The following is a 23,282-nucleotide window of genomic DNA, read 5'->3' as shown; positions in this document are numbered from 1 at the left end:
TTGGCATTGGGCCCTCGGCGCTGACGGAGGCCATGGGCATGCTCAACCACCATTTCGCAGCAGCCGCCTGATCGGCGCAGAGCGACAGCCTACCTCTGACTGCCGCCAATCTTTGCAACAGAGCCGGGCAGAGAATTCACATCTCCCCGTGCGACGACGGGAGTGGCGTATGATGCGGTTTAAGTCGGCCCGGCAATGCCAGCGTTTCGTCTCAGTTCATGGCCAGATCGCCAATCTCGTCCTTCTTCACCGCGGACATCTGGCCGCTGCCGATCACCGAAAACTTCGCTCCCAGGCTATTGCAACGTGGCAACACATCGCCCCGTCAATCAGTGCGTGAAAAACGGTCTGCGGAGAGAAGTGCGTCCGGTCCCAGGTTAAGGCGGCGCCTCCCATGCACGACCCCCATCGACCTCCGAACGCTTGCCTTTGTGACATCGTGTCTATATCGCCGCGGCCAGCCGCGCAAATTTGCCGCCGCAGAAGAGCAGCGGGCCGGTTTCGGCCCGGCGTTCGAGATGGGTGACGCGTCCGATAAAGAGCGTATGGTCGCCGGCATCGACCTCCTGTTCCACCTCGGTAAGAAACACCGCCGCCGCGCCCGGCACCACTGGAAGATCGTGGCGGTCTTCGAGGATGGTGGACAGGGCCTCGTTGTGACGCCCCGCGAAATGCCAGGCGACATGCTCCATGTCGTCACCAAGGATGCTGACCGCGTAGCGGCCCGAGGCGCGGATCCGCTCCCGCATCTTGCTCTTGTGGTCGAGCGAGATGGAGATCAGCGGCGGGTCGAGCGAGACCGACATGAAGGCATTGGCGGTCATGCCATGGTCGCCGTCATCCGTGCGGGTGGTGATCACCGTGACGCCGGTGGCAAAGCTGCCGCAGGCGTTGCGCAGATCACGTGCGTCAAATCTAAGCATTGTCGTCCTCCCTATGGCGGATGTCGTTGGTTAAAAGGGCGGCCCCGATAGCATGCAAGGGCAGCGGGGCGGCCAGCAGGGGCACGGCTTCGGCAGCGCGCCCGGAGGCCTGGAGCCCACGGATCCGGCTGGACGAGATCGTTTCTCCTGCCGTGCAGCAGGTGACCGGGGCCTCGACGACGCTGAAATGCCGCGCCAGAAGCGTCACATCGCCTGCCTGCCGCGCGCCAAAGCGGAAATCGGCGCCGACATGGATCTGCACAGGCCCGATCCGACCCAGATCGGCCAGGAAATCGTCGGCGCTACGGCGGGCGTAGCAGTCATTGAACTGGGCGACGACGATAAAGTCGGGGCCGAGCGCCGCGATCCGCGCGAGCTTTTCCGCCAGCGGCAAAAGCTGCGCCGCGCGACCGAAATGCACCTTGGGTGGCGGATCGAAGGTCCAGACCACGGCGGGCCGACCCTGCTCCCGCGCCGAGTCCACGGCAGCCCGGATCAGCGCCTGATGCCCGCGATGTACCCCGTCGAAGGCCCCGAGGGCCGCAACGCTGGCAGGCAGCATGACTTGCCGGTCGGTGACGACCTGGGCCGGAACCCCGGAGAAATCCAGACCCATCCGCTCCTCCTCTTGCAAGGGGCGGCCGGGATGATCGGCCGCCCTCACGGACTTGAACCCGTGGCCTCAGCCCTGGAAACCCGCCTTCAGGCGGTTCACGTCCCAGGGGTTGATGAGGTCGGGCGCGGTCCAGCCGGTCAGGTCGTATTCGGCCATGTAGTTGTGCACCATCTGTTGAAGGGTGGCCATCTCGCCGGTCGCCTGCGCGGTCAGCATGGTCTCGATGCGGATGTTCTCGTAGTTGCCGGCATAGTTTGCCTCGTAAAGCTCATGCCGCCCGCCGAATTCCGAGCCCATCGCATCCCAGAGGAGCTTCAGGAGCTTGACGCGGTCCACTGCTGCCATGCCGTTCGAGCCGCGCACGAACCGGTCGAGATAGGGCCGCACCGCATCCGAAGCGAAGTCGAGCGACGAGGACGGCAGGTAGATCAGCCCCGAGGCGACATGGCGCTCGATCAGTTCCTTGATCCGGCTGTAGGCCATCGGTGCGAAGATGCGATAGGCAAGGCCGTAGTTCATGTTGGGCAGAACGTAGCCATCGGTTCCCTGCCACGGGACCGGGCTCTTCACCATCGCGTCCGACAGGCCCCAGAACAGGTTGCGCCAGCCCAGCACCTCGCCCACGGCGGTCTGCGGGCCGCGGAAGGCGCCCGAGCCGGTCGCCTCCAGCGCCATGGAAAAGAGGGCGGAGATGAAATCGAGTTTCACCGCCAGCCGCGTGGTACCGTGCAGCGTGAAACGCGGCACGAAGCCCGAGGCGGGGAAGAAGGCGTTGATCTTCTCGATGTCGCCATAGATGAAGATGTTCTCCCAGGGCACCAGCACCTTGTCGAACACGAGGATCGCGTCGTTCTCATCCATCCGGCTGGAGAGCGGATAGTCGAAGGGCGTGCCCATGACCGCCGCGTTCAGCTCGTAGGAAGCGCGGCTGATCAGCTTGACGCCGGCGCTGTCCATCGGAGCCGTGAAGGTCAGGGCAAACTTCTTCTCCTTGATCGGGATTCCGTAGTGGGCGATGAAATTATAGTGCGTCAGGGCCGAGCCGGTGGCAACCACCTTGGCACCCGAGACGATCAGGCCGGCATCGGTTTCCTTCTCCACCTGCATGTAGACGTCGCCGGTCTCCTCGACGGGCAGGTGGCGGTCGATCGGCGGGTTAACCATGGCGTGGTTCCAGTAGTCCAGCCGCTCCTGCGTGCGGTCATACCAGGTCTTCGCATTGCCGGCATATTCGCCGTAGAAGCTCGCATTGGCCCCCAGCGTGCCCAGGAAGGCGGCCTTGTAGTCGGGCGAGCGGCCCATCCAGCCATTCGCCACCCGCTGGGTGGCGGCGATGGCATCGCGGCCAGCCACAAGTTCCTCGGCGGTCTTGGTTCCCTTGAAGAAGGGATGCGTCCACCCGCCCGAGCCTGTGTCGGTCGGTCGGCCGATTGTAGCCTTCTCCGCATTCAGCCGGTCGTACCAGCGCGCGACCATACGGGCCGAGTTGCGAAAAGCCGGATGGCTGGTGACGTCCTTTACCCGCTCGCCGTGGATGTAGATCTCGCGCCCATCGCGGATGCTGTCCAGAAATTCGGCACCGGTATACGGTGCCTGGGTGGCGGTGGTTTGATCTTTCATGTCTTCCTCCCCTGCGGCAGATTGCCTGACGCTCCTCGACGTGAAGACTGACATCGACGCGTGCGCACCGAAAGGTATCGCGTAATACCTGTCATTTTTCCGGCATTGCCGGAAAACACAGCGGGATCGGCAGGACGAGGGAGCACTCGATGAAGACAATCCGCAAGATCGGCGAAGTACTGCGCTGCTTTTCCGCCACGCAGTCGGAACACAGCGTCACGGCCCTGTCGCGGGCCATCGGCAATTCCATTAGCGGCACCCACGATCTGGTGGATGGGCTGGCGGGGATCGGCCTTCTGCGCAAGGTCGAGCGGGGGCGCTATCGGCTCGGCCCGCTGGTGGCGACGCTCTACCACGCGCTGGAGGACAGTTTCGATCTGGTCGAGGTGGCGCGGTCGGTGATGGCCCAGCTTTCCGCCGATCATGGCGAGACGCTGCACCTCACGATGCACGATCACGACCGTCTGCTGCTGGTCGACGCCATCGACGGCACCCGGCCCCTGCGGGTGTCGTCCGGGGTGATCGGCCCGCATCTGCCGCTGCACAAGGCGCCGCCCGGCAGACTGCATCTGGCTGCCTTCAGCCCCATGCGGCTTGACGACTGGCTGGACGAGCATGCCCGCCCCGGTGGTCCCATCGACGCCCCGGAACGTTTGCGCGACGAACTGGCCGCACTGGCGGCCGAGGGGTTCGACAGCGGCCCAATTGGCGATGATGACGATCTGGTCTGCCTCGCGGCACAGATTCGGGACCACGTCGGACGCGCGGTCGCGGTGCTGTCGATGACGGTTCCGGCCAGCCGCCATGCGCGCCAGCCGCGCGCTTTCCGTACTATCACCGTCGATGCGGCGCAGCGGATCTCTGACCGCCTGGGCCATCGACGCAGGGATCCCTGATCATCCGCGAATCCGCAGACGGGGAATAGCGGGTTCAGGCGCTGTGCCGCGCTATTCGGCCCGAGTGACTGCGGCTTGCGCCGTCCTGGTGAATTTTCGGGTGATCTCCATGAAGTTCAGCACCTGCGGGGCGCGGTTGTCCAACCGGGAATGGACCGTCAAAGCGGTTCCAGGGTTGTGGCCGACATAGGGGCGATAGATGACCCCAGGTCGCGTCGTCCGGCTGACGGATTCGGGCACGACCGACAGCCCCACGCCGACCGAGACCAGCGAGATTGCGCTTTGAAAATCCTGCGTCAGCTCGAGGCCGCCGGGCTTCACCCCCTCTCGCTCGCAAATATCGAGCACGACATCGGCATAGCTCGGGCGCGGGCGGCGAGGATAGAGCACGAAGGTCTGGCCGCTCAGGTCGGCGAAGGTGATGTTGTCTTCCGCGACCAGCGGAGAGCTGTCGGGCAGCGCCAGGATCAGCTTCTCGCGACACAGAAGCTGCTGGCGGAACTCCTCGTCCTTGAGTTCGGGGCGGGCAACGGCGATGTCGATCTCCCGCGTGATCAGGGCCCGGTGCAGCTCGGCATTGTTCAGCGCGGACAGCGCCAGTTCCACCTCCGGATAGACCGACCGGAACGACTTGATCAGCATGGGCAGAAGCCCGTGCGACGCGGAACCGACGAAGGCGATCCGCAACCGACCCGCGCCGCCTGCGCCAACCAGCCGCGTCTCGCGCTGCGCCGTATCCATCCGGTCGAGGATCTGCCGCGCGTGATCCTGCAACACGACTCCTGCCTGCGTCAGGCGGATCTGGCTACGGCTGCGGTCGAATAGCTGCACGCCCAGAGACTCTTCCAGCGAGGCGATCTGGCGCGACAGTGGCGGTTGCGCCATGTCCAGCCGCGTCGCGGCGCGCCCGAAGTGAAGTTCTTCTGCCACAGCAAGGAAATACCTGAGCTGGCGGAATTCCATTGTCTCCTCCCAGAGCGGAACCCGAGATGGAAAAACCTTTCAGGTTGTCCGTCGTCAGAACATTTGGCACAACTCGCGGCGTAAATTAGCGGAGTGCGGGCCTCGTCCTGGGGTTGATATTAAGCGGCGATCTTGCGGTGGAGCAAGCGGCGATGTTCGATGGTCTTCCGTTTGATCCTTTCGCGCTGTTTGATGATGGCATCGGCCCTGCCGAAGTAGGCGTCGGCGGGCGTCACGTTGTTCAGGCTCTCGTGGTAACGTCGGTGGTTATAATGCTCGACGAAGGCTTCGATCTGGGCCTCAAGGTCACCGGGCAGGAAGTAATTTTCGAGCAGGATGCGATTCTTGAGGGTCTGATGCCAGCGCTCGATCTTGCCCTGGGTCTGGGGATGCATCGGAGCTCCGCGCACATGGCTCATTTTCCGGGCCTCGATATATTCCGCCAGTTCACCCGCGATGTAGCTCGGGCCATTATCCGACAGCAGCCGAGGCTTGTGCAGCACCGTTGCGCTGTCGCAACCCGAGGCCTCGAGCGCGAGGTCCAGCGTGTCGGTGACATCCTCGGCTCGCATGTTGGTGCACAGCTTCCAGGCGATGATGTAGCGCGAGAAGTCGTCGAGCACGGTCGACAGATAGACCCAGCCCCAGCCAATGATCTTGAAGTAGGTGAAGTCGGTCTGCCACATTTCGTTCGGCCGCGTCGTCTTGGTGTGGAACGCATCGGCTGCCCTGATCACGACGAAGGCCGGGCTGGTAATCAGATCATGGGCCTTGAGCAGGCGATAAACCGTGGCCTCCGACACGAAGTAGCGCTTCTCGTCGGTGAAGCGCACCGCCAGTTCGCGGGGCGACAGATCGGTTGTATCCAGCGCCATGTCGATGATCTGCTGCTGGATATCGTCGCCGATGCGGTTCCACACCCGGCGCGGGGCCGATGGCCGATCCTCCAACGCCTCCGGGCCGCCTTCGAGATAGCGGTCGTACCAGCGATAGAAGGTCCGGCGCGGGATGCCCAACTGCTCCGCAGGCGCGCCCGGCTCGGGGGGCAAAGGGGTAAAACTGTCGTGATCAAGGTCGGGCAGCTTCATGCGACCGGCGCGCCAGTCGGCCTTGGCCTGCTCGATCCGTTCCTTCGACGACGACACGAAATTCCAGTCGATGAAGCGCGGTCCAAGCGGCTCGCCGCCCAGCGCCATGACGATAGCCGGCGTTTCCGCCTTGATCGTAACCAGTGCGCCGGGCGTCAGCACCAGCATCTGACCAGTGTCGAAGCGCTGGCCCGCCACGGTGACTGTACCCTCGGCGACATAGATGGCGCGCTCAGGATAATCCGCGGGGAGTTCGGCCCGGGCTCCGGGCGCCAGCGCCCAGTGAAGATAGAAAAGCGGCGAGTGTGTCTGGACATCGGCATGTAGACCCAGCGCCGTGCCCGCGACCAGGCGGCCCCAGACGCCATTTTCCTCGAACGTAGGCAAATCCTCCGCGCCCGCATCCATCATCTCGTCGAGGGTCTGCATGGACAGCGCGTTCAGCACTTCGGGACGATTAATCGTGATCGTCGCCACGCCTTCGATGCATTCCAGCGTGATGTGTTCGTAACGCATGTTCTTCTCCCTTGGAGCGACCCTTGGCTCATTGCCTGATCGGTCGCTCAAGTTGCTCGGTCCAGCAATGTGCGGCGGGAGGCGGAGAACGCGCCCAGCCATGATCGCGGCGAGCGCGAACAAGCCTCCCGCACTGTTTTGCGCCTCGCCGCGACGAAAGGGGCTCCGTCATCTACCCCCCGCCGACAGCCCTCAAGCCGAGCCGCCAGCGGCCGACACAGGTTATCACTTCACGGTCGGGAAGCCGAGGCGAGCGCGAAGGTCCGGATTCAGTTCGACAACGTGGAAACCGGTCGTGACGCAGGCGAACCAGATGTGCCCGGACTCGGGAACATAGCGTACATGCGACGCACACGCGTCGCTTACCTGGTCGTTCAACCCTATCCAGTTTAGCCCGTTGCCACTTAGCGGGGTATCGGGATTCGCACCCGGCTTATAGTAGCCGACTTCAACCGGCTTTGTAGGATCGCGCAAATCAACGATCCTCACTCCGCCAGCGAAGAAGGGGAACAGACCAAGCCTCGTGTTCCTTGCATCGTCGACATCGTTGTAATGCGAGGCAACCGCGCCGAGGCGCTCGGTGATGTCTGGGATTGGGATGAAGCTCGCATAGGGATCCTCCTTCCGAGGAGTAAATCGTATCGCGTCGCAGTTCTCCTTGATATTCATTTGCAGCTTGAACTCGCCGACGACCTTTGGATTCTTCTCGTCCGCGATATTGATGATCCGCGGCCATGTTCCAGGACAGGCGCCCAGTTCGGCCGCACCCACCAGGTGTGGAACTCCGTTGATCGACGCGGGCACGACAGAATGCCAACCGCCTTGCTTGGCTTCGCCGACGAGCCTCATCTTCGGTTGAGAGCGCCCATCGACGATGTCGCTGTTATCGAGAATGTAGACGCTGCCGTTCTCCACAGGCACGTCCCCGGTTTCGGAGGCGACGACAGCCGCGTAGATCCGCCGCTCATCACGGCTGATCGACACTTCATGTGGCGTGAACCCAGCCGTCAATCCATTGGGTCGCGTGGCGCCGAAGCGGCCGAGATAGCGGGGGCGCTTCATGTTGCTGATGTCGAGCACATGCACGCCACCCTTCCCCGAACCGAGTCCGGGCACGACTTCTGTACCGTAGACGCGACGACCGTTGGGAGAGATTGTCACATTGTGGATGTTGGCGGGCCACTTGAACTCGCTCTGCAATTTGGGATTCAGGCAGTTCGAGGCATCGTAGATGCTGAGCCAAGCTGCGTCCTCCTCGCCCCGGCCAGCAATTCCTCCCGAGTAGGCGCCGGCGACGAGAACTTTGCGACCTGGTGCCGCAATCGCGTGCATCGTCTCTACCGCATCGATCGAGCCCCGGTCCCGCAGCAAGCGCACGGGCTTTGGAGCCCGGGGGTCCCTTACGTCGATAACCGCGACGCCCGCTGGCTCGCGGAGGAACAAGGCAGATCGGCTGTTGGCGGTTGCCGGGCCTGTCTGCTTGAAGGTGGATACATAGGCACATTGATCGACCCATGAGAGCTGCAAATTGCCGCCGCGGTTCCAGATGTCCGTGCGACCGACGAGGCGAACGCCAGCATGATAAGGAAGTTTGGACCGGCCGCTCACCACGTCTTCGATCGTGGTTTGGCCCTGAAGCCCGGTTTCGGGGCGATCGCCGGGACCAATGACGACCTGGGAAGACGCCGGCCATCCGCTACACAGACAGGCTAGGCCGAGCGGGGCAACGACCGCGAGCCTCCGAATCTTGGTGGCTGTCACCGCAGTCAGGCGCGAAAGAGCCTCTGTGGTGCGGATCGTCGGTGAACGCCGCGATGCTCTATCGTGCGTCGCCGCCCCGATCTCGACCATGCCCGGCTTCATGACGCCGACCGGTTTGGCGGGCAAATCATCGGCAAGAACAACATTCCCATGCGCTTCGCTTAACATCCGCAACATCTTTCTCTCCTTTGCTTGGCGCGTCCTCAATCTTGCCACAACACATCGTGCGACACAGAGGAATTCGTAGCCCGTTGCGTTCGCCCGGGCGCCGCTTCACCGCGAAAAGGGGCGTCCGAGGTAATCTTCCAGGTCGCGCGCGTACCTGCGGGCGACGATGCAACCCTCGCCTTGAACGCCAGACGGCGATTCCGGCGGGGTCGCTTACTCATCTGGCCTCCTGTGCCGCCACCACCATGGCTGTCGTCAGGCCGGCGACCCACTCATCCCGCTGGTCAAATTTCCCGACCCACCTCTGTGGGTGTTTTACCATCAAACCCCGCGATCAAACATCTAACTGATTTGAGCTTGCAGGATCGCTCATCCGAACGACCCTGCCCGCATGGCGCTCGCTCGGATCAGAAGGAGCGGCTGAGGCGCGCGCCCCACGTCCTGGGGGCACCCCAGTGACCGATATATCCAAACCCGAAATTACCCGTAAGAGTCTTGTATGCCTTGTTGCCCAAATTGTTGACGAACAGCGACAGCGTGGTTTTCCTGTCCACATCGGAGATCGTCGCGTTTAGGTCAACCACGGTGTAAGGCCGTTGTCGGTCAAGGGCGTCGAGGTTGAAGTAGGAGAAGACGACGGTCGAATTGTGCCGCGCACTTGCGGTGAGTTCTAGCTCGTTCAACAGTTCTCCGCCAAGATCGAAACGCTTGGATGCACTCGCGTTAACGGTCCACTTCGGCGCGAAATTCAACGTCTTTCCAGCGAGATCGTAGGGGACGAGCGTCAGCGGCTCCGTCGAGGTGAACTCCGTGAACTCCGTGTGCACGTATGTGGGCGCAAGGGTGAAGGTGAGGTCGGGGACTGGGCTGTATCGGATCTCAAGTTCGGCGCCATACGCCTTCGCTTGCGCATTGTCCGTGAGGACGCCGTTCGGGGGAACCTGCTTTTCGACCTGCAGGCCCGAATAGTCATAGTAGAAGGCCGCGAAGTTAGCAGTCAGTTTGCCGTTGAGCAGGCGGGACTTCACGCCAAGCTCGTAGGAATCGAGCGTCTCCGTTCCAAAAGCCGGCGCGGAGCCATCGCTTGCCGGCAGGTTGCCGCCGCCGCCCTTGTAGCCGCGGCTCCACTGGATGTAGCTCTGGATTTCTGGCGTGAAATCATATTGAAGGGCAACCTTTGGGAGCAACTTGGTTTTTTTGATGGTGCCGCCCGCGACTGCTACCGTAGGGATGAGGGGTTCAAGGCCCGAAATCGACTCATACTCATTCTTGTCGTAATTGAGGCGCATACCCACATTCAGCCTCAAGGCGTCCGTGAACGAATAGGTCGCGTCGAAGTATGCCGCAAAATTGTCCACTTTGGCTTGCTGGCCAAGATTTTGCGTCAGGACCGCCGCCGGATCCGGATTCTCGATGATGACATCTATAACACTCTTATATTCCTCGTGGTAATAGAAGGCCCCGAGGATGAAATTAAATTTATCGAAATTTCCGAACAGGTTGAACTCCTGGCTTATCGATTCGGATCGACGCGGATAAATCGCCGTATAGTAGTAGGGAAATGCGGTGCCATCGTCGTCGTTGGCGGTCCGCGTCTTCCCAAGGATATAGTTCGTCAGAGACTTGACGGTGATCGCATCGGACGCCTCCCACGTCACGCCTGCCTGGCCGATGAGCAGCTTGTTTACCGCACTGTGCGGGCGATTCGAGATCGCCTTCCAAGGCTCATTCGTCCAATCCACCCCTTCGACCCCGAGGCTGATCGGCCCAACCGGGCTCTGGTCGATCTTGGCCGCATTGTCCTCATCATAGCGGAGCGACAGGTCCACCGTCAGGCTAGACGTAGGTGTCAGGCGCAGCGCGACACGGCCATATTTGGCGTCCGTTCCGCCGCCAATACGCTCCACCACGTTAAGGGGCCTGAGGATGTTTTCGACCGGGCCATCCTGCTTCTCACGTCCGCCGCTGAGCCTGATCTGCACGCCATCGGAGAGTGGCCCTGAGACAAACCCGCTTATACCGACCTGATTGCGGCCTCCTACAATAGCGTCGATGCGCCCCGTCCACGTCTTGGTTGGGCTAGCGGAGATGAAGTTGACCGCACCGCCCATAGCATTGCGGCCATAGAGAGTCCCTTGCGGCCCGCGCAGGACTTCGACGCGATCGAGGTCGACCGCGCGCAGGGTTCCCATGAAAGGCCGGGGCAAATAGGCGCCATCCGAATAGATCGCGACCGTCGGTTCGGACGAACCAGCCACAAGGGTCGAGCCGACGCCGCGGATAGTCACAATGGTGTTGCCGAAGTTGGGGACGAACACCAATCCAGGAATCACATTGGCCAGGGCTATGGTATCAGTGACGCCCCGGCTGAGAAGGGTGTCGCCACTCACGGCGGTGATCGAAGCGGGAATATCCTGAACGCTGACGCTGCGCCTCAGCGCGGTCACGACGATGTCGGAGCCGTCATTGCCGCCACTCGACGGCGGGGCCTGAGGCTCTGACGCGGCCGACCCGGGCTCGGTTGCGCCGGCACCCGCAGCCACGGGAGTCTGAGCCCCTGCACCAGACGCTGCCAGCGCACATGAGAAAAGTATAAACGCGCCGCTCGACACACCCCAAAAATTCATATCATCCTCCCAGTGTTTCCATACGCACTAGCCGCACTGAGGATATAGTCAATCGTTTAGTTATCTCGTCATCCGGTGCGTTGGCAGTTTTGCGCGCGGAGCGGCGGGCCGCGTCGTTCCCCAGGGCGTCGGACCGCCCACAGACTCTCCGCGACGTGAGCACCACGGTCGGCTCACTCTCTTGATTAGGGTCCGGATTCACCACAGTCACCAGATGACGGCCGCGGAGAGCGCGAGAGCTCCCATAAAGTTTTGCGTTGCGATCGAAGCGGGTAGCGAGGCGTCGCCAGTCCTTGAGGCGGCAGAACATGCGCTCGATGACGTTGCGCTGCTTGTAAATGGCGCGGTCGTAGTCGTCGTGGATTTTGCGGTTGCGGCGCGGCGGGATGACGGCCTGGGTACCGCGGTCGTCGAGCCACCCGCGCAGCTCTTGGCTGTCATAACTTTATCGGCGACGAGTTCGCCGGAGGGTGGCAGGGCCTCGATGCAGTTCTTCGCGACCTTGCAGTCTTGGACGTTGCCGGGCGTCAGCAGGAGGACGTGAGGGCGGCCTTTGGCGTCGCAGACTGTCCGTCGTCAGAACACTTGTCACAGGTGCCCGCGAGCAGACCCAACTCGTCATCGGCCATTTGCAGATCACGCTTGCGCAATATGCCGAAACGCCCGCATTCGAGCAGCAGGAAGCAGACGACTTCCGCGATCTGGCGATTACCGTCGCAGAGCATGCGATAGGTGGAGCCTCAACGATGGCGGCCGCTACCAGCCTGACGGTCGCGTTGGGTCAAAGCAAAGGGTTGCCTGCGCTTGCTCAAACCGACACGCTCCAGAAAGCCTTGGACGGTTTGTTGGTCGCTCTCGTCGATGATGGGGACAAGGCTGCAAGCGCCACGATCAGGGACAAGGTACTTGAGCAGGCGATCCACCGGGCAGATGTTGATCGGCGGTGGTTCTCGCTCATGGGTTTCGACGCGGAGATTTTGGAGATCATACAATCAGGTTAAGCGGTCGGGCCCCCCGATGGCCGCGACGCAATCTCTGGCCGCGACCGATGCGTAGGTGGCGATTGCGGGAAGCGTGAACCCGCTGCTGGGTTCGGCCTGCGATATAGGAAGTGGAACGGTAATGCGCCATTGCCCCTGGGTCGCCTGTAGGTCTCGATAATCTGAGGCTGGTCTCGCTCGATGAGCCCGTCCGGCGAGATCGCCGTGCCATGCACGGCAGCAAATGCGCCTCCCTCATCTCGGCGACCGGGCAAAATGACATACTTGATAAGCTGCTTGCAGGGGTGAGAGCGAAACTCTCATTTCTAGGCGTGCTGGTGCTGCCTGAAGTGCTGATTCCGTCGGCGAAGGCGAATATGCGTACCATCGGGTCGCTCGTCGGCGAGGACATCGGCGCCTGGCCATGCGTCGAATGCTCGACTCAGAGTGGATTTCCATGATCGCCGATAGTTGGCAGCTTCGCGAGCAGAGGCGGGCGAGCGCGGTCCACGAGTAGAAGATTGACGCGGGGACGGTCAAGGATACACGCCCAACACCAAGGAAGTGCTGGAGGACTACGACCGTGCCGGAAATCCGCTGTTCGTCCCGGAAGCGCAGTTCCGGACTGGTGACATCTTTTGGGTGCTCGGCCAGCACCGTACGATCGGCTATTCCGTCTTCGGAATCGAGGATGGCCGCATCGATGGGCAGTTAGCACAAGCCTACTCGTTACTGTCCGACATGGACCAAGTGATCACGAAAGCGCAGGCTGAAGGACGTATCGCAGGCGTTCTCCTGAATGATGGGAATCCCGCGGTCATCAACCTTGGCGGCTACACCATCACTGTTCGGGAAACGATGGCTCTTCTCAAGCAAATGCTGCTCGACGTCGGTTTGCAAGCGCCCCCTCCGCCCCCTCCGATGCCGAGCGAAACCGAAGGCCCCGGAACGCGTCCGGCCCCCGGAGACAGCCGAGCATTTGGTCTGATCATCGATGAAGGGAACGATTCCTTTTTCATTGTCGGAAAGGGATTTACCGCTGATTTTGCAATTGGTTCGAGATTGGCGGAAGTCGATCGCGTGGAAGAGGGTCGTTTCGCCGCACAAGGCTGGAAGCCCGGCCGCACACTCAATGGCGATGAGCGCTTGAGTGTGGTCCCGACCGATCGGATCGGCTCCATCCGCATCAAGCTGATGCAGCCGAGATCGAAGTGAAAGCCCTTTGGCTTTGAAAAGCCAGATCGGTCGGTAGCTTTCATCTTTGCCGATCAGGGTGTCTTGCGGCCGAATTTCAGCGCGTTCCTGCCGGGCAGCGTTACGTCCAGCAAACGGCTCGTCTTGGGACAAGCGGCCGTTCCCATCCCTGCTGGTAAACGTCGTAAGCTGGTCGGTAGCCGTCGCAAAAGCGGACCGTCGACACCTAGGGATCGGAAATGATCGCTAAGTGTCCGCGATGGGTCGGCTTCGTTCAGCGCCACGCAGGCAAGGCCGGAGAGCGAATGTGCTCGCGCCGGATGCCGAGACCGAGCAACCTTGCCGGAAGGGCCTGAAGCGCTGGGATCGTTTGCAGCAAATGGAGGACAGCCGGCGCGCGTGGCGCTGTGCTGCGCATGGCCGCACCGATGACATTCCGATGGACGGCGCGCTGTATGGCCTGGATCGTGCGGACGGCCAGCATGCGTCGGGCACGCACTTGGCGGAGCAGCGGATCAGGATCAATTCCGGCACTCAGCGGAGCGGCAAGAATGTTTGCGGCGGCGACCGCGTCCTGGATCGCAAGGTTGATGCCGACGCCGCCCACCGGCGACATGGCATGCGCTGCATCCCCGATAACAAGCAGGCCCGGTCGGTGCCAGCGGGTCAGCCGGTCAAGCGATACGGTGAGAAGCTTCACATCGTCCCAGACAGCGACCGCTGCGATATGGTCTGTCAGCGATGGTGCCGTCGCCGACACATCGCCCCGGAAGCGCTCGATGCCCGCCGCGCGTATTCTGTCCGCCGCGCCTTTCTCGATCACGCGGGCGCACTGGAAATAGTCGCCCCGGTCAATGGTGACGATCATCTCGCCCCGATCGATGTAGCCCTGTGTGCGATTGTCAGGTGTCCGCGCCTTTGGCACCCGAAACCAGAGCACGTCGATCGGCACACCGAGATCTTGTAACGGTAACGCAGCCGCTTCCCGCAGCCGGGAACTGCGTCCATCGGCGACGATGACCAGTCGCGCTTCGAGTGTTTCGCCATTTGCCAGTCTTACGCCCTCGACGCGATCGGTGCCCTCGACCAGGCCTACGGCCTCAGCCTCCATGCGCAGGGTGAACGCGGGCAGCCGCCGCGCGACGTCTGCCACGAAGTCGAGAAAATGCCATTGCGGCATCATTGCAATAAAGCGAGCAGGACCGGGAAGGCGGCTGAAATCGGCGATCCGATATTCGCGGCCGCCGATCACAGCGCCCACTGACGAGACCTTGTCATGCTCGCGGGTCAGAAGGGCTTCAAGAAGGCCGAGCTCGTCGAACAAGTCCAAGGTAGATGGATGTACCGTGTCACCGCGAAAGTCGCGCAGGAAGTCGGCATGCTTCTCAAGCACGAGGGTCGGTACACCAGCGCGAGCGAACAGAAGGCCCGCCATCATCCCAGCTGGACCGCCGCCGACAATCACAAGCTGATGTGGGGCTCGATCAATCATGCCGTGAGCCTACGCTTTACTTAAGCAACCGCAAGGCAGCGTTTCACGCGTGATCACGCGATAGCCGCCGGTCTGCAATCCGAAGGAGCAATTCGGCCGCTGAGCGACGGAGAAGGGTCGCTCTTGGAAGATGGTGTGTGGCTCATCCGGGCGGGCGGCCTGTAGTAGGATGAATATCATGCCGTTTGGTTGCCCACTTCTCTAAAATCAGAGGTGGCGTGGCCTTCGGACTTGCTCGTCAGTCATTCCCTGTCCCGACTTCACATTCCAGCGAATCAGAAGATGCCTAGAAATTTTTTATCCTGGCTCTTTTTCTCGTCCTTGCTTTCTTTGCCCGCCTCATCCTTGGCCGTTGTGCCGCGCCCTACGTCATCACGAGGCGTCCCGCCCTTGGTCCGCTGGGCGGCGGCCGTTGCCCCCGCAAGTACTGGTCCGCAAGCTGCGCTCTTCGCGTCGCCAATGTCGACAAAGGCGAGGATTCCGGCCAGCGGAGTGGCACCAATGCCAAGGGCAGCGCCCACCCCGCCTCGCGCGATCAATTCGGGGCTGATCACGTCAATGCTGGGTTTCGCGAAATAGCCTTTGATGCCCACGGGGGATTGACCGGAAAACAAGCTGAACTTCTTGCCATCCGCTCGAAAAGCCAGGTCCAGGCTTTCATTGCGAAACGAAAAGCCACCCCGTCCGACCATCACGTTCTTTGTCGTGTCGATGATTATGGGATCAGCCGCCGCCACACCATTGCGCACAGTGAACGCGATCAGGCCGCAATTAATCTGGACCGGCTTTTTAAGCTTTCCCGCGAACATCTTGGTGATGAACGTGCCTATGTCCAGTTCGGATAGCTGGACATTACGCGCCCACATGGACCCCGCGGGCAGGATCACCGCGATACGGCCGTTGGACGTAGCGAGCGAATCGTGCAGCGTGTCACCCAGGCCAGTCATCTGTACGCGGGCCTTGACTGTGCCCGTCGTGCCGGATTCTTCAACACCCCAACGCCCCAAAAGCTTGCCCATGGGCGTGGGCGACAGACGGATATCGTAGGCCGTGCGGACCGGAGCGCCTCGCGCGTTGATTTCAATGTCAGAACTCACATGTCCGCCTGTCATATCGAAGGTGAGAGGCGAAAGCGTGATCAGGCTGCGCTCAAGCGCCAGCTTCAGCGCGATATTGGAAATGGGCAAATTCTCGGCGCGGACGCGGCGCACATTATATTCCACCTTAGCGTCGAAATTGCGGAGCGCCTCGACCCGCAGCGGGGCATCGGGAAGTAGGCGTGGAGTGCCGCCGACAGTCTGGATCGTCCCTTTCGCGCCTTGAGTTTCCAGTTTCTGGGGATCGTAGCCGATGAAGGGGCCGACATCGACGATATCGAGCGTTTGGGTAGCAAGCGAAGCGTTCAGCAGTAAACGGTTATCAGGAAGCGATACGGTCATGCGCCCGGCCAGGTCGCTGTCTCCGAAGCGGCCTTTAAGATGCGTGAAACGCCATTCGTCGCCCTGCTTGGTAAGCGCGGAGGTAAAGCGATAGGCGCGTGTTTCGGGAATGGCTACGCCGAGGAAATCGAACAGCAGGGCAAGATTGGGACCTTGGGTGACGAGACGAAGGTCCGCGCCCTCAATCTCGGTCGCACCGGGCAGCGTGCCGCTCACCTCCAGCACGGTGGAGCCCGCCTGCGCATGCAGGGCAAGGCTGTTCTTGCCGCCCGTGACCGTCGCGTTGGGAGACAAAAGGCCGCCGCGCAAGGTGAAGGGACGTTGCCGCAGGGTGCCATCGCCCGAAAAGCGCACATCGCTGGAAAAGCGTGTATCCTGCGCCTTTACAGTCTCGAAACCGATATCGGCGTTGAGCTGCATGCGCGGGTCGCGATACCGCAGGGTCGTGCCGGCCAGCAACGCTCGGCGGATCAATGGCAGGTCGAGAGGCTCGCCTTTTTTGTCGGGATCGCCAAAGGTCCATGTGTTGTTCCGGCCGTCGCTGGACCATTCGAGGTCAGTTGCCGCATCACGAAGTTCGAGCCATCGCACACGATATTTCTCTCCGAAGATGAGGCTGAACGGAGCAACCCGCGTGTCGATGAGGTCGGCGCGGAAAAAATCAGGGCGACTTGCCCAAGAGACGTTCGCAACCGTCATCCGCTCGGCACGGAGCCTTATGTCGATTGGTGCGAAATAGAGCTGGAAGTCACCTCCCACCCGAACCTGGCGCTCAAGCCGACTGGACAATGTGCGTTCGAACGGCTCCTTCAGGAACCGCCCTTTGGTGATGAACAGGATCAGCCAGATGGCGAATATGATCGCGACGATCCACAGTAGGATGCGTACCGGTAGCGGAAGCGTGCCCCATCGTTCGCGCGTGCGGGACAAGGTGGGACCAATGCCGCTCGCGAACCCATAGGGAAGCGGCTTCTGGATGGCCGGAGTGTCCGGCCGGAGAGGATCGGCATCGGCCATCGCGAAAGAACGCGGCTTCGCGCTTTTGGCTCCAATCTCCCGCTTTCGTTGACCTGACAACTATGGGGCCGCCAGACGAGATACGAAGGGACCGCCCAATTAACTGGGGATTGTGTCGGTGTCACCCACCAGAGGGTTGCCTTTCCATTGGCGGTATCAGCCCGCCCGCGTTCGCTGCCAAGGTGGTATAATGAGATAGGTGACCGGCGCAAAACCGTACAAGTCCAGTTTTGGGCTAATCCCAACATCCATAATCCTAAAGAGTGCCAACGCTGGGGAGCGCCGGTGCTATAACTGCGAGCCGAAGGGAGCGGTTGTGCGCTTGCATCGCCCATATGATAAACGATGTCCCGGCGACGACCGGCACGGGCTGCTCACCATGTCCAGTGGCAAGCCGCTGGCGGAAGCGCAGACCGCAGCGCTTTTCGCCATCCTGTTTTGGGGAAGCACTTATGTGATATTTTCAGTCAGGTCGGTATTTTTTCCGCCCACGTCGATCGACTTTTTCAGTCTCAAGCGCCTGGCGATGACCTTTTGCGGCGCGATGCTATTCCTGTTCGCGGTTGCGTGGACAGGACGCCGGATGGGCCTGAGCGTGAAACGTCCGCTTGTCTGGCCGATCATCAGCACGATCGCGGCTTCCGTGGCATTGCTGCTCCTACGGATCATGTATGACGACCTGACCGATCCCGGCTCATTCGGCTTTGCTGATCACGGGGGATGGATATTGGTCTGGAGCGGCTATTTCCTGAGTGGAATCACGCTGATCTCTTCGGCAAGGAAGGCAGCTGTCGAACCGCCGAAGGCGGCTGAAGCGAAAGCGGAGGCAAGTCCCACTATCTGGGTTCAGCGCAACAAGCGATCGATCCCTCTTTCCGTCGACGACATCGATTGGCTCGAAGCGCAGGGCAACTATGTCTACGCCCATGCTGCCGATTCGGGTGGCCTGCTACGAAGTTCGCTTTCGTCGCTGGAGGACAGGCTGAAATCGAGCGGCTTCATCAGGGTGCATCGTTCGGCCCTTTGCCGCAAACAACGCATCCAGGCCGTGGAACGCAAGTCATGCGGCGCACTGGTAATCATTCTGCATGGGGGCGCCGAACTGCCGGTCGGCCGCCGATATGCCGCAGATGTGACGGCGCTGACGAGCGCCTGACCCCCGACCCGAAGCTGTCGTTCGTCACACCCATCGGTCGTTCACGTCTCCATGCCTTCGCCTGTCGATCTCCACCTGCAAAGGGTTGCAACGACCGTTGCCAAGGGAGATCGGAATGGCTTCTCATTATGCGGAAGACCGGCGCGCTTACGAACAGCCGAACATGACCGAAGCAGAAATGCGCAGCCGCATTCTGGAACTGGCCCCGTTTCACCATGCGATTGACTTGCCCTTCGGTCTCAATACCTACGACGAGTCCCTACGCGGACAGGACCGTCAGTCCTTGGGCCGGATAGATAGCATGAGCAAGCATGTCTGGCCGAGATTGCTCGAGCAGTTCGGCGGCACCTTGCAAGGGAAGCGCGTGCTGGACGTCGCCTGTAACTGCGGGGGATTCTCCTTCCTGGCTGCGGAGACGGGGGCCGATGAAGTCGTAGGTTTCGACTCTGAGGACAGATATATCGCGCAGGCGAGGTTTATTCAGGAAGCTCGTCAGGAGAATCGCGTCCGTTTCGAAATCGATCAACTGGAGAATGTTAGCGCTGAATCATACGGACGTTTCGACGTGTCATTCTTCTTCGGCATTCTCTACCATCTGGAGGATCCGATCGGCGGCTTGCGGCGGATCGCGTCCCTGACCACGGACACAATCGTGATCGATACGCACCTGATGCGACTTCCTTACATTCACCGCTTTCTGAAGATGCCTCTCTGGGGAATGAGTGTCGTAGCGCCGGTGGAAGGCAAAGACACCACCACAGGTCTTTGGCGGAAGGCCCGTCACTGCCAGTTCAAGCCCAACCTCCAGGCTGTGGTGCAATCCCTGAAATTCCTCGGCTTCGATGATGTCGAATATCTGGCGCCCACCGCTGCCGGCCTCGAAGACCGCTATTACAGGCGGACGCGCGGAGCGTTCATAGCTCGGAGACGGCCACCTTCCGCCACGAGGTCGGAGCCAAATTGAAGCCGGGTCGGCTCGCTTTGACATTGTGCGGCCATCGGGTCGATTGACGAACGTCAACAATCTGGGACGCTAAATGTGGCGATGAGCGCCCAGAACTGGTCGGCCTGCTCTGAAGCGCTCCACCTGTGGCCATCCTAGTCTAAAGACGTGTTATGGATTGTCAGAATTTGTTCTCACCCCTCGCGAGCGAGTATGGACGCAAGGTGAGCACGAAGCCCGCTCTGCATCGGCATTGCTCGGCCGCTCAGGATGCTCGAGCACGCTTTCGCGAACGTGATCCCGCCTTGCCGGCACCGACTGGCAGATCAGAAAGCTCGATGCAGAGCGGCGCATGATCGATACGAAGCCCGGCATTGCGCTCGAAGGCTCCCCGCCAATATTTCCAGAAAGTTTAGATGGTTGCATGGGGGTGTAGATGCCGCACCGCGTCGGTCCAGCCCTGGGCAAGCAACCGGCCATAGGCTGCGCGCACTTCCCGCGCAAACAGTGCGTCGTCCCGCCAGCGCTCGGGCGCATAGACGTCGAGGTCGGTCGCGAAAGATGTACGGGCACGCAGGCGTTCTGCTTGCGCTCAGCAATACTTTCGGCAACGATGCAGTGAACGAAAGCCTGCACGCTGGCATGATGGAGAGGGTCATGGATCACAAGAGGACGCGGCGTACTTTCATTGCGGGCGTGGGCACTTTGGCGGTTTTCCCGCGCCTAGCTGCAGCGGCGCAGCAGCCGGAGAGCCATGGTCGATACACCATGCCACCGATGCCCCAGCCGGTCGACGGCGACGGCCCCGGGTTCAAACCGTTGTTTGACGGCCGAACCCTTTCGGGCTGGCGTGGAGATCCCAAATACTGGCGTGTGGAGGACGGCTCCATAGTCGGCGAGGTTACGCCGGACACTCTGCTCCGCAGCAATACGTTTCTGATATGGAGCGGCGGTAAACCTGAAGATTTCGAATTGAAGCTCGATTACAAAATTACGCCGGGCGGCAACAGCGGGGTGAATTATCGCAGCGTTGTTGTCAAAGACGAGATCACTCCAGCCAACCGCTTTGCGCTATCGGGGCTGCAGTTCGACATTGATGGGCAAAATCTCTTTACCGCTATGGTTTACGAAGAGCGCGGGCGTAGCTTTATCGCCCGCCGCGGTCAATTTTCGCGAACGACCACACCGCCTTCCCAGGTAATTGGAGCGATTGGGGAGCCAGGGTCTCTGAGGACGATCAAACCTAACTGGAATGAGGCTCACATTATAGCCAAGGGCCCGTCGCTTTATCATTTGTTGAACGGCCAACTGATGGCGGCGGCAATTGATGAGGCAAAGGGCCGTCGGCGCGATGGCGAAATAGGGATGCAGGTGCACGTAGGTCCGCCGATGAGGGTTGAATATCGGAACATTCGGCTGAAGTTGCTGTAACGCGATCTCTAAGGACGAATTAATTGCATGCGGCAGCATCAAGTGAGACGGCGCCTATTCTTCCATTGCTTCCCGGCCTAGCCGTGTTGACAAAAGGGATTCCCAAACCGGCCTTCTTCTGATTCAAGACTGCTTTTTGGGGGGGCAGTCATGGGTCGCGGGGATTTGTCGGACGCGGAGTGGGGGTTGATTGGGCCGCTGCTGCCGCCTGAGCGTGGTCGCTGGGCGCGGCCGGCGGGCGATAACCGGCTCTTCCTCAATGGGATGCTCCACGTGCTGCGGGTCGGCTGCCCCTGGCGCGACATGCACGAGCGGTACGGCAAATGGAACTCGGTCTATGTGCGCTTCCGTCGCTGGGCCGAACAGGGTGTCTGGGATGCCTTGCTGCAAACGCTGGTCGATCTGGGTCTGACCGACGACTGGCAACACATGATCGACAGCACCAGCGTTCGCGGCCACGTCTCGGCAGCGGGCGGAAAAGGGGGGCTTGTGCGAACGCTCTTGGTCGATCACGCGGCGGCTTTACGAGCAAAATCCACGCCCGCTGCGACAATCAAGGACTGCCTGTCGGCTTCATCCTGACCAGCGGCGAGGCCTCCGATTATACCGCTGCCGAACCGCTGATGGCGATCCCCGTCGCCACGCCCAAGGCGCTGCTGGCGGACAAGGGCTATGATGGTGATCGCTTCCGGGAAAGCCTGCTGGTCCGCGGCATCCTGCCGATCATCCCGCCCCGCTCGAACCGCAAGATGCCCGAGCATCCCGACTATTGCCGCTACCGGGACCGCAACCGCGTCGAGCGCATGTTCGGCAAGCTCAAACAGCAACGCCGCATCGCCACCCGCTATGACAAGACCATCCTCTCGTTCGAAAGCTTCCTCAACCTCGCCGCCTCGCGCCTATGGTTGAAGTCTTTTGTCAACACGGCCTAGGCGACGCGCATATCCGAGGCCACATTGAGGTCTTTCTGCGCATTCGGCGCGTGTCCGCCATATTCGTCGATTCGAGCTGCCAAATCCTTGAGGTTCTCGCTCAGTTGCTCGAAGCTGAAGGCCAAGCCGAAAATGCGTCCGACCAGTTCGTCGGGAAGATTGCGGGTAGTCCCGGCCTGGCGAGCTTGCGCCATCGCCGCCGCGTGGGTAGCCAGCATTTGGCTGACCTCCACCATGGACGGCGCTTTCTCCCGGTTGGCGAGCGCCTGCGCACCCTGTCGAAGGTAGGTTGCAATCGCGACTGCTGCTCGCTCGGCTGCTTGCGCCAGTGGCGCAACCGACGGGGCGGCGAAAGACCTGTCCATCGCGCGGCCGATCATGGTCAGGTCGTTTCGAAGCCGTCTGAGTGTACGGCAGACAGGCTGCGGATCCGGTGCGTTGACCAGATAGCTTCTGCGTTCGCGCGAAGCTTCCTCCGCTATGCTTTCCGCCTGTGTTATTGCCTGGCGGATCTCATGATGGAGCTCCATTACCGCCTTCGGATCGCCGTGGTCGCTCATCGACCTGGACAACTGGTCACTCAGGTCAGCCAACAGACCGAGTGTGCGGCTGACGACCCCGGCGAGCGTCTCATGCGCGCGCACCGGGAAAACGACCAACGCCACAACCATGGCGACAATGCTGCCAACCCCGACCTCGAATATCCGGTCCAGGCCGGTCCAGCGCGGATCGCTTCCCTGCAATGTCGGCGTCAGCAGCAAGATCACCGCTGTGATCGGCGCGATTCGATAGAATGGCTTGAACGCCGCAAGCAGGGCCAGCGGGACCAGCGTGATGGTCAAGGCCAGCCCCATCGCCTGTGGGGTATCATGGGCAACCACAAGCAATACGCAAACACCCCATAAGGCACCCCCGATCGAGCCGGCGAACCGGTCGAATGTCGCTTTTAGCGATGCGCCGACACTCGATTGCATGACGATGATGGCTGTCAATATCGCCCACTGACTCTGCTGGAGAGCGAGGGCGTGACAGAGAAGAAAGGTCAGCAGGCTGGCAACGACGATGCGCGTGGCCAACCCGAGCCGTACCGAACTGCGCTGAAACCACTTTATCGGATGGATGTCTTTCATCGTACCGTCGGATCCTGTCACGCTCGTGGTCAGGCGGAGGCTGCGTTATGCCTTCCAGAGAGGCCGGGCGCGATCAAAACCGGAATACGCTCTTGATCCAGAACTTGTCTCCCTGCGGGCGATTATGCGCCATGAATTCATGCTGCCACTGGAACGTAAGCGGCACCTTGCCGAAGGTTGTACGGACCACAGGGCCAAGCGCCAGGACTTCGCCCCTGAAGCCGTCATTCCCGACCCGGATACCCGCCTGCTTGTCGTCGGTCGGGCTCTGTTGCAAAGATTGGCGGCAGTCAGAGGTAGGCTGTCGCTCTGCGCCGATCAGGCGGCTGCTGCGAAATGGTGGTTGAGCATGCCCATGGCCTCCGTCAGCGCCGAGGGCCCAATGCCAAA

The 23,282-nt window shown here is 61.3% G+C and carries 18 protein-coding genes and 5 pseudogenes; 10 read left to right on the top strand and 13 right to left on the bottom strand.

Features of this window, described 5'->3' with window-relative positions; all coding sequences use genetic code 11:
• Positions 1 to 127: 127 nt before the first annotated feature.
• Positions 128 to 340: pseudogene (locus tag WA070_RS02670) on the top strand (IS6 family transposase); the annotation flags it as partial.
• A 103-nt stretch (positions 341 to 443) separates the two neighbouring features.
• On the opposite strand, the gene WA070_RS02665 reads toward WA070_RS02670, so the two are convergent.
• The 3 genes from WA070_RS02665 to WA070_RS02655 form a co-directional block, all read right to left on the bottom strand.
• Positions 444 to 923, bottom strand: coding sequence for a flavin reductase family protein (locus tag WA070_RS02665; RefSeq protein ID WP_037523468.1), 480 nt, complete (start codon positions 921 to 923; stop codon positions 444 to 446).
• Entirely contained in the window at positions 916 to 1,539 is a 624-nt protein-coding gene (locus tag WA070_RS02660) for a hypothetical protein (protein ID WP_422632621.1), read from the bottom strand. Before WA070_RS02660 ends, WA070_RS02665 begins: the two co-directional genes overlap by 8 nt.
• Positions 1,540 to 1,605: 66 nt before the next feature.
• Complete coding sequence (locus WA070_RS02655) at positions 1,606 to 3,159, bottom strand: 4-hydroxyphenylacetate 3-hydroxylase N-terminal domain-containing protein (protein ID WP_422632620.1); 1,554 nt, start codon at positions 3,157 to 3,159, stop codon at positions 1,606 to 1,608.
• A gap of 149 nt (positions 3,160 to 3,308) precedes the next feature.
• Between WA070_RS02655 and WA070_RS02650 the strand changes: the two genes are divergently transcribed.
• Positions 3,309 to 4,055, top strand: coding sequence for an IclR family transcriptional regulator (locus WA070_RS02650; RefSeq protein ID WP_030540714.1), 747 nt, complete (start codon positions 3,309 to 3,311; stop codon positions 4,053 to 4,055).
• A 51-nt stretch (positions 4,056 to 4,106) separates the two neighbouring features.
• On the opposite strand, the gene WA070_RS02645 is transcribed toward WA070_RS02650, so the two are convergent.
• The 6 genes and pseudogenes from WA070_RS02645 to WA070_RS02620 form a co-directional block, all read right to left on the bottom strand.
• A complete protein-coding gene (locus tag WA070_RS02645; RefSeq protein WP_037523462.1) occupies positions 4,107 to 5,018 on the bottom strand; it encodes a LysR substrate-binding domain-containing protein in 912 nt (303 codons plus the stop codon).
• Positions 5,019 to 5,137: 119 nt separating this feature from the next.
• Positions 5,138 to 6,040: pseudogene (locus WA070_RS02640) on the bottom strand (IS3 family transposase); the annotation flags it as partial.
• 75 nt (positions 6,041 to 6,115) lie between these two features.
• A pseudogene (locus WA070_RS02635) lies at positions 6,116 to 6,514 on the bottom strand (pirin family protein); the annotation flags it as partial.
• 333 nt (positions 6,515 to 6,847) lie between these two features.
• A complete protein-coding gene (locus tag WA070_RS02630) occupies positions 6,848 to 8,560 on the bottom strand; it encodes an LVIVD repeat-containing protein (RefSeq protein ID WP_169863543.1) in 1,713 nt (570 codons plus the stop codon).
• A 398-nt stretch (positions 8,561 to 8,958) separates the two neighbouring features.
• Positions 8,959 to 11,094, bottom strand: coding sequence for a TonB-dependent receptor (locus WA070_RS02625; RefSeq protein ID WP_422632619.1), 2,136 nt, complete (start codon positions 11,092 to 11,094; stop codon positions 8,959 to 8,961).
• A gap of 85 nt (positions 11,095 to 11,179) precedes the next feature.
• A pseudogene (locus WA070_RS02620) lies at positions 11,180 to 11,608 on the bottom strand (hypothetical protein); the annotation flags it as partial.
• A gap of 199 nt (positions 11,609 to 11,807) precedes the next feature.
• Here WA070_RS02620 and WA070_RS02615 point away from each other — a divergent pair.
• From WA070_RS02615 to WA070_RS02605, 3 genes are all read left to right on the top strand, one after another.
• On the top strand, positions 11,808 to 12,179 hold the full coding sequence (locus WA070_RS02615) for a hypothetical protein (RefSeq protein WP_010408997.1): 372 nt from the start codon (positions 11,808 to 11,810) through the stop codon (positions 12,177 to 12,179).
• A gap of 209 nt (positions 12,180 to 12,388) precedes the next feature.
• A complete protein-coding gene (locus WA070_RS02610; protein ID WP_010408999.1) occupies positions 12,389 to 12,619 on the top strand; it encodes a hypothetical protein in 231 nt (76 codons plus the stop codon).
• Positions 12,620 to 12,722: 103 nt separating this feature from the next.
• Positions 12,723 to 13,373 carry a DUF5597 domain-containing protein gene (locus WA070_RS02605; protein ID WP_010409000.1) on the top strand — a complete coding sequence of 217 codons (651 nt, stop codon included), beginning with the start codon at positions 12,723 to 12,725 and terminating at the stop codon, positions 13,371 to 13,373.
• A 253-nt stretch (positions 13,374 to 13,626) separates the two neighbouring features.
• Here WA070_RS02605 and WA070_RS02600 read toward each other — a convergent pair whose 3' ends face one another.
• Positions 13,627 to 14,775, bottom strand: coding sequence for an FAD-dependent oxidoreductase (locus WA070_RS02600; protein WP_245535649.1), 1,149 nt, complete (start codon positions 14,773 to 14,775; stop codon positions 13,627 to 13,629).
• Here WA070_RS02600 and WA070_RS02595 point away from each other — a divergent pair.
• Positions 14,692 to 14,868, top strand: a complete 177-nt coding sequence (locus WA070_RS02595) for a hypothetical protein (protein WP_245535653.1) — start codon at positions 14,692 to 14,694, stop codon at positions 14,866 to 14,868. The two genes, WA070_RS02600 and WA070_RS02595, sit on opposite strands and share 84 nt — an antisense overlap.
• Positions 14,869 to 15,119: 251 nt before the next feature.
• Here the strand turns inward: WA070_RS02595 and WA070_RS02590 are convergent, their stop codons facing one another.
• Positions 15,120 to 17,300: an AsmA family protein gene (locus tag WA070_RS02590; protein ID WP_010409007.1), complete on the bottom strand. Its 2,181-nt coding sequence runs from the start codon at positions 17,298 to 17,300 to the stop codon at positions 15,120 to 15,122.
• A 199-nt stretch (positions 17,301 to 17,499) separates the two neighbouring features.
• Between WA070_RS02590 and WA070_RS02585 the strand changes: the two genes are divergently transcribed.
• From WA070_RS02585 to WA070_RS02570, 4 genes and pseudogenes are all read left to right on the top strand, one after another.
• Positions 17,500 to 18,456: a LytTR family transcriptional regulator DNA-binding domain-containing protein gene (locus tag WA070_RS02585; protein WP_422632618.1), complete on the top strand. Its 957-nt coding sequence runs from the start codon at positions 17,500 to 17,502 to the stop codon at positions 18,454 to 18,456.
• 115 nt (positions 18,457 to 18,571) lie between these two features.
• Complete coding sequence (locus WA070_RS02580; protein ID WP_010409013.1) at positions 18,572 to 19,420, top strand: class I SAM-dependent methyltransferase; 849 nt, start codon at positions 18,572 to 18,574, stop codon at positions 19,418 to 19,420.
• Positions 19,421 to 19,960: 540 nt separating this feature from the next.
• Positions 19,961 to 20,830, top strand: a complete 870-nt coding sequence (locus WA070_RS02575) for a 3-keto-disaccharide hydrolase (RefSeq protein ID WP_010409016.1) — start codon at positions 19,961 to 19,963, stop codon at positions 20,828 to 20,830.
• 150 nt (positions 20,831 to 20,980) lie between these two features.
• A pseudogene (locus WA070_RS02570) lies at positions 20,981 to 21,762 on the top strand (IS5 family transposase).
• Here WA070_RS02570 and WA070_RS02565 read toward each other — a convergent pair.
• Positions 21,759 to 22,892, bottom strand: coding sequence for an FUSC family protein (locus WA070_RS02565; RefSeq protein ID WP_051768058.1), 1,134 nt, complete (start codon positions 22,890 to 22,892; stop codon positions 21,759 to 21,761). The pseudogene WA070_RS02570 and the gene WA070_RS02565 overlap by 4 nt on opposite strands.
• 73 nt (positions 22,893 to 22,965) lie before the next feature.
• Positions 22,966 to 23,169, bottom strand: coding sequence for a transporter (locus WA070_RS02560; RefSeq protein ID WP_422632622.1), 204 nt, complete (start codon positions 23,167 to 23,169; stop codon positions 22,966 to 22,968).
• Positions 23,170 to 23,282 lie beyond the last annotated feature (113 nt).

Origin of the sequence: Sphingobium sp., from assembly GCF_049304695.1 — a bacterium.
Taxonomy (GTDB): domain Bacteria; phylum Pseudomonadota; class Alphaproteobacteria; order Sphingomonadales; family Sphingomonadaceae; genus Sphingobium.
The sequence above is the reverse complement of the archived record's forward strand: the minus strand, read 5'-3'. Positions and strand labels throughout refer to the sequence as shown.